The sequence below is a fragment of the Ensifer sp. ZNC0028 genome, assembly GCF_000799055.1.
Classification (GTDB): Bacteria; Pseudomonadota; Alphaproteobacteria; order Rhizobiales; family Rhizobiaceae; genus Ensifer.
In genome coordinates this window covers 42,042-48,041 of the sequence record NZ_JTLA01000058.1, presented here as the reverse complement: position 1 = coordinate 48,041, position 6,000 = coordinate 42,042, and the positions used below count along the sequence as shown (strand labels likewise).

8 protein-coding genes are annotated in these 6,000 nt (G+C 62.5%); 3 read left to right on the top strand and 5 right to left on the bottom strand.

What is annotated here, in order from left to right:
* Nucleotides 1-1,135, bottom strand: a 1,135-nt coding sequence (locus L981_RS14175) for an IPT/TIG domain-containing protein (protein ID WP_043616979.1), incomplete at its 3' end; no start/stop codon positions are given.
* Nucleotides 1,136-1,449: 314 nt separating this feature from the next.
* Here L981_RS14175 and L981_RS14170 point away from each other — a divergent pair.
* Entirely contained in the window at nt 1,450-2,439 is a 990-nt protein-coding gene (locus L981_RS14170) for a hypothetical protein (RefSeq protein ID WP_156134084.1), read from the top strand.
* A gap of 58 nt (nt 2,440-2,497) precedes the next feature.
* On the opposite strand, the gene L981_RS34510 is transcribed toward L981_RS14170, so the two are convergent.
* Complete coding sequence (locus tag L981_RS34510; RefSeq protein WP_156134083.1) at nt 2,498-2,662, bottom strand: hypothetical protein; 165 nt, start codon at nt 2,660-2,662, stop codon at nt 2,498-2,500.
* Between the two features lie 51 nt (nt 2,663-2,713).
* Nucleotides 2,714-3,064, bottom strand: coding sequence for a GNAT family N-acetyltransferase (locus L981_RS35045; protein ID WP_043616976.1), 351 nt, complete (start codon nt 3,062-3,064; stop codon nt 2,714-2,716).
* Between the two features lie 391 nt (nt 3,065-3,455).
* Between L981_RS35045 and L981_RS35800 the strand changes: the two genes are divergently transcribed.
* Entirely contained in the window at nt 3,456-3,578 is a 123-nt protein-coding gene (locus L981_RS35800; protein WP_256364282.1) for a hypothetical protein, read from the top strand.
* Nucleotides 3,579-3,635: 57 nt separating this feature from the next.
* Here the strand turns inward: L981_RS35800 and L981_RS14160 are convergent, their stop codons facing one another.
* Both L981_RS14160 and L981_RS14155 read right to left on the bottom strand, forming a co-directional pair.
* The gene (locus L981_RS14160) at nt 3,636-3,917 is read right to left on the bottom strand and encodes a hypothetical protein (protein WP_043616973.1); all 282 of its coding nucleotides are present in this window, start codon (nt 3,915-3,917) and stop codon (nt 3,636-3,638) included.
* Nucleotides 3,918-4,190: 273 nt separating this feature from the next.
* Complete coding sequence (locus L981_RS14155; RefSeq protein WP_043616970.1) at nt 4,191-5,081, bottom strand: LysR family transcriptional regulator; 891 nt, start codon at nt 5,079-5,081, stop codon at nt 4,191-4,193.
* An 87-nt stretch (nt 5,082-5,168) separates the two neighbouring features.
* Here L981_RS14155 and L981_RS14150 point away from each other — a divergent pair, with 87 nt between their 5' ends.
* A complete protein-coding gene (locus L981_RS14150; RefSeq protein ID WP_371258869.1) occupies nt 5,169-5,936 on the top strand; it encodes a sulfite exporter TauE/SafE family protein in 768 nt (255 codons plus the stop codon).
* Nucleotides 5,937-6,000 lie beyond the last annotated feature (64 nt).

Sequence of the window (6,000 nt, the reverse complement as noted above, 5' to 3'; positions counted from 1 at the left end):
TCGTGCCGAACGTCTGGGGACCCGGGCTGAAGTCGATCGTCTGGAAATTTCTCGGCACCACCGCCTGCGACGCCGAAGACGACGGACCTACTCCCGCCGCGTTCTTTGCGGTCACCGTGAAGGTATAGGATACGCCGCTCCACAGGCCCCGGACGGCGATCGGGCTTTGGGAGCCGACGCCGGTCTTTCCATGCGGGGACGATGTTACGACATATTCAGTGATCGCCCCGCCGCCATTGTTGGCGGGTGGCGTGAAGTTCACCTGGGCGCCATCCGGATCAAGCGTCGTTACCGCGCCGATCGTGGGAGCGCCGGGAGCGCTGACCACATAATTGAAGCCACCTGAAAACGTTGTCGAACCGATAGCCGTCGCGACCACGATGTCTGCCGGGCCAACCGCTCCTGCGGGCGCGACTGCCGTGATTTGGTTCGGGCTGTCGATGGTGAAGCTCGTCGCGGCAGCACCACCGAATTTCACCGACGTGGCTTCGGCAAATCCGGTTCCCGTGATGATCACCGAGGTGCCGCCCAAAGGCGAGGCGGTCGTGGGGCTTACGCTGCCGACGGCTGGAAAGGCGTTCGGCAGTGTGACGGAGATTGTGTTGGGCTGGGTGGCTATCGCGGCCTCGCCGCCGTACGGGGCCCCGTTTCTGTCGTAGCTGTAGAGCACGATGCTGTCGGAGGTGGCAGCCTCGTTTCGGACGGAGAGCAGCCTGATTGTGTAGGTGCCCGTCGACGCGTCGAAAGTGAAGCCGTAACGGGCATTTACCGTATCAACCAGGTCATCCGGCTTGGGGGTGTAAGACGTGCCGTCCACGACACCGATCGGAGCCTGATTATCCAAACGGGTTCCGTGAAGCCTGTACAGCCCGCCCCAGGTCGGAGGAATGTCGGGGAAATAGACATCGCAGGCGTTAAAGTTTCTGTCGACCGCCAGTCCAACGCTCGCAAATGAAATGCTCGGCCTGCACGGCACGGCCATCGCCTCGTCTGCGAGCCCACACATTGCGATCGCGCCCACAAGCAGCATCAGCAACGCTCGCGGCACGCGCATGCACCGTTGCAACGGTCCCAGGACCATCTTTGGCAACGCGAAAGAAGAATACACAGGCGGGAACGGCAGGCTTTTGAGCATTCGATTTGCCTAAGGGCGTTGTTGCAGGGGCAAAAAAACGGCACAGAACGCCATGGCCATGGCGCGCCTTGCGCGACGTGCATGGACCCTGGATGGACCGTTCGGTCAGTCGGCTACATCAAGCTTCGGCCGCAGCGACGGTCGGCGTCGGCAAGCTGTTGGCTCAACCTGCGCGTAGACGACAAAGAATTGATTTCATGATGTTTCCCCCAGAAGCTGGCCACTCATAGCGAGAGCGACGGAACAGGATCAACTAAAGAAGCAGGTTGTGGGTGAGTGCACCCAAAATTGAGTCACACAGGTGACGGCGTGACATGGTGATGCAACAGTGGATGGGTAGTAATGCCGGGGATGCCATCAGCCGTGGTGCGACAGACACAATCATGCCTTTAAGATCGCAAGACGCTTTCAGTCCCATAACGCCACTTGAAGGGTCGGCTTTCTTGGCCGTCCTGCGCGATGCGGCAAAAGACCTGCTCGCCATGCACGATGTCGCTCCGAGGGTGGTGCGCTATGTCGCCAGCATGCAGAAGTGGCTGATCACGCAGGCGATCATCGCGCTGCATTTTGAACGCAAGCGCGATGAAACGCGTTCGCCACTAACGGCGGGGGCGCTCATCGAGTTCTTCGCGCCACAGCTCCCCTTCAGCAAGAACACGCTTACGGCCCATCTGGCGGAAATGGTTGCCTATGGCTTGCTTGTCCCGCAGGAAAGCAGGGACAAACGCATAAGGCCATTGCGGTTGAGCGCCTACGGCGAAAGCATGATCGGCCAATGGCTGGCGAGCCATCTGGTCGCTCTCGATCGGCTCGATGGTGGTGATCGCGCGTCCAGGTTCGAGGGCGACCAGCGCCTGCTTGGACGCATCCACCCGCTGGCCGTTCGATCCCTCGCATTCGATCCAGCTTGGGCGCAGCCGCCGGCGAGCGTGGATCTGTTCGTGCGAACAGAAACGGGAAGCAATATCCTGCACGAACTCATCGGCCGGGTCCCGGCCGGCCTTGAGGTGTTTGATCGGCCGGTTTGTCTCGGAGCGCTCGCCGCAGGCGAGGTTTCGAACAGGCACACCCTGTCGCGCGGCCACGTATTGCGGGTATTTGCCCGGGCCAAATCGGACGGGCTCCTCGTCTGGAGCCTTCCCGGCAATCGAGGCGACCTGTTCGTCTCCGAAACCCTGCTCAACGACTATGTTCGCTGGCAGGCGATCAAGTTCGCGGCCATTTCCGTGGCCTATCGGCGAGCGCAAGAGGACTTGGGGTGCGAACAAGCGCATGAGCCGGCGATGGCAAAGTTCATCGCTTGAGGGGATGCCACGACGAGGCCGCCAGTCGCGTCGCGCCGAGCCTTGAAACAATCCGCCCTCACGAATGGTGTGACGGACAGAAGCTGCTCGCGCCATCGAGTTGCTTGGCCAAGACGATCATCCCGGCAAGGTCCGCTTTCACGGGTTTTGCGAAACGCGTCACGCCCAGTTCGACAAAGCCCCATTTGAGATAGGCACGTCGTGCCTGTTCTGCCGACGCCATCACGTCCAGCCAGACATAACGGCTGCCTTCCTGCTTCGCCTGGGTGATGGCTCATTCCACGAGTTTACGGCCAATGGCCTGCCCCTTGGCGGCCGGCAGGAGATAAAGTCGTGGGATCTCAGTGCCGCCGGGCTTTGACCGGATCGGGTCGACGGCCCCAATGATCATCGTGAGAAAGCCGACAATTGCCTCATCCACCTGCGCCACCCAGACGCGCGCCTCCGGACGTTGGAGCAGCTGCGAGAATGCGTCCGAATTGAACGTCGCCAGTTGACGCGCCAGGGCAGCGCTGTCGTCCCAGAGATACGCATATTCTGCGGCATAGGCCGCTGGTCCGACATAACCAAGCTCCCCGACATCCGCCGCCGTCGCGCGACGGATGCGTGGTTCCAGCCGATCCATAAGGCATTCCTCCCGGTGAACGCGCGGACTATTGCACCGCATTCCCCGAACTTCAAATCTCAAGCCGCAACGAGCGGCCAAGCGGGCGGCTGACCGCCCGCTGGCGAGTTGGCGTTCGGATGCGCTGTTCGGACGGCTCGGCGGCGGCGGCTCACGCAAACGTGCAAGGACGTGACCGGCAACGCATTGCATCGGGTTCAAACCCTGCTAACACCCGGCTCCTCAAGCACCGCATTGGAAGATCGACAACCGGTCGACGTCGGAATTTCGCGTGAGGGCCTGCTTTGCCTGGCGCCCTTCATTGATCCCGACCGACCTGTCTCCCATATGCGACGGGCCCCGCCCCTCCTCCCGGCGGGCTCGACAACAACGACCAAGGAAGAACAAAAAAATGAACAATAATGGACGCCTATCGGGCAACTCCTTCGCTGCGCCGAACCTTCGCGATCGCCTGACCGCCGACGGCCTCGCCTATCTGGTCGCCCTGATGCCGGTATTCCTGTTGCTCTGCTAGCTTCGGCTACCGAGCTTCGGGCCGGTGCCTGTCCCTTGAGCGCTCTGGAAGCGAGCCTCAAAGCCACCTTCGGCGCAAGAAAGAACCCCATTCCGCTTCAATTCTCAGCTTTCGCAGTCGGTCGCCGCTCGTGACGTGCGCGGCGTACGAATTGGTGAAGGTGACGAGCAGGATGCGCGCCATCTTCGGATCTCCTCCGGTCCGCTCAAGTTCGTCGGCGATCTCTTGGTGGAGCGATTGGCTCGACGCGGGCTCGGCGATACGCCGCTCCGCCATCTCCAGCATCCGCTCGACAAAGGCGAGATCGATCACATAAGCCGGCATAGATTTGCCGATCATGACGATACCTCGCGGCCTGCAGAAAAGGTCCGGGATAGTGTCTCGTTCTTGGAAACGAGCGGGCGGCCCGTCTGAGAGAAGGTGGGATTCCGAGCCTTCCGGGGCGTTTCCTGTCCTCTTCGGAAAAGCATCATGCTCCCTCTCCTTCTCACGCAATAGGCCCGGCAAGGATCGGGCCGAACGACATCCCTATGGGAGCCCAACCGCCAAAGGCGCGAAGAGTTCCAAAGGAAAATCAATTTTTGCGATTAAAGGCCGGCGCACGTTCCAAGATCAACGCGAACCGCGCGAGCCCAGATGTGCGAACAGAGCTCGTGCCGACGGGCTCAGTTCTTCTTCCGCCCGCACGCAGACGGACAGCCGCCGCGTCGCCCAGTCATCGGCAAGGCGCACGAACGCAGTCTTTGCGGATCTGCCGCCGCGGCGCGCCGCCGTCTCCGGCATGATGGCAAGACCGACACCCGCCGAAACGATCTGACACAGGCCCTCGAAGCTGCGCAGGCGCGTGCGGATCTTCAGCGTCTGACCCAATCGGCGCGCGTGCGCGTCGATGTGGCCCTGCAATGCGCCATCCGTCAGGCCGACGAACGGCTGGTCGACAACGTCGGCAAAGTCGACATGCCTGCTTGCCGCCAGTGCATGATCGCGCGGGATCACGACGACGAGGCGGTCGATGGCGAAGGGGCGCAGTTGCAGGCCGCCCGTATCGACCTGGTCCGAAAGAATGCCGATCTCCACGAGGTCGGCGGCGACGGCTCTCGCAATCTCGATGCTTTGGCGTTCCTTCAGATCGACGTCGATCCGCGGATGTGTCGCCATCCAGGCGCCGAGCCGCTGCGGCAGAAACTCCGTGAGTGCGGCTGTATTCGCCGCGAGCCGGATTGTTGCTCGAAGACCGTCGGCGTGTTCACCAAGCTCTCCGCGCATCCGCGCCATCTGCCGCAGGATCAGCCGGGCGTGATGCGCCAGCGCTTCTCCGGCCGGCGTCGGCCGCACCCCACGGCGGCCACGTTCGAGCAGCTTGACCTTGCCGATCGCCTCCATGTCACGCAGGCGTTCGCTGGCCGCCGGTAGCGAAAGCCCGGCATCCGCTGCGCCATGGGTTATGCTGCCGGCATCCACCACGGCAAGAAACAGTCGAAGGTCGGTGAGGTCGAAGCGCATGCAAACGAGGCTATCGGAAAAACAGCCTTCGGACCAGCCGAAGTCTGATTGCGGATGATCCGCATTGTGCCGGTGCGGGTATGCGCTATGCGCTATGCCGGTGGCATGCTCGATCTTGCTCCGTCCCTCGCCGTTGCGATTGCCGCAACTTTCTTCGCCGCCGGCATCCTCAAGGGCGTCACCGGCATGGGGTTGCCGACCCTGGCGATGGGTGTGCTCGGTACGCTCATCTCACCCCTTGCCGCCGCCAACCTGTTGATTGCCCCGTCCTTCGTGACGAACGTCTGGCAGCTTCTTGCCGGCCCGAGCTTCGGCGCGCTCGCTATTCGGCTTTGGCCGATGATGCTGGCGGTCGTCGTCGGCACGCTCAGTGGTTCATCGGTGCTTGCCGGTGGAAGCACCGCGCTGACGACGGGCGCGCTTGGTGCAGCACTCGTTCTCTACGCGGCCTTCACACTCTTTGCGCGTCAGCTACACGTACCGGCAAAGTGGGAGCCGTGGCTGTCTCCGGTCGTCGGCGCGGCAACCGGGATCGTGACGGGCGCAACTGGCGTCTTCGTCATCCCGGCCGTGCCCTACCTGCAGGCGCTTGGTCTTGAACGGGACGACCTGGTGCAGGCGCTCGGCCTCTCATTCACTGTCTCCACGATCGCCCTCACCGCCGGGCTCGTCTGGCAAGGCGCCTTCGAGGCCGACAATCTGCTCGTCTCCAGTCTCGCCATTGCGCCGGCGCTCGTCGGCATGTGGGCAGGGAAACTCGTTCGCAGCCGTGTCAGCCCGTCCGCATTCCGGCGCGGTTTCCTCGTCTGCCTGCTCGTTCTCGGCGCCGAAATGCTGGCGCGGCCGCTTCTATAAACGGGTCATCCAGTCCGCTGTTTGGTCACGTAGGGACTGCGAACTCCCGCAACGGGATGCTGCC

What these genes read in the sequence shown, in the direction of transcription:
- L981_RS14170 (WP_156134084.1), top strand. Translation starts at nt 1,450, where the DNA reads ATGGTGATGCAACAGTGGATGGGTAGTAATGCCGGGGATGCCATCAGC.
- L981_RS34510 (WP_156134083.1), bottom strand. Translation starts at nt 2,662, where the DNA reads ATGGCGTCGGCAGAACAGGCACGACGTGCCTATCTCAAATGGGGCTTT.
- L981_RS35045 (WP_043616976.1), bottom strand. Translation starts at nt 3,064, where the DNA reads ATGGATCGGCTGGAACCACGCATCCGTCGCGCGACGGCGGCGGATGTC.
- L981_RS35800 (WP_256364282.1), top strand. Translation starts at nt 3,456, where the DNA reads ATGAACAATAATGGACGCCTATCGGGCAACTCCTTCGCTGCGCCGAAC.
- L981_RS14160 (WP_043616973.1), bottom strand. Translation starts at nt 3,917, where the DNA reads ATGATCGGCAAATCTATGCCGGCTTATGTGATCGATCTCGCCTTTGTC.
- L981_RS14155 (WP_043616970.1), bottom strand. Translation starts at nt 5,081, where the DNA reads ATGCGCTTCGACCTCACCGACCTTCGACTGTTTCTTGCCGTGGTGGAT.
- L981_RS14150 (WP_371258869.1), top strand. Translation starts at nt 5,169, where the DNA reads ATGCGCTATGCCGGTGGCATGCTCGATCTTGCTCCGTCCCTCGCCGTT.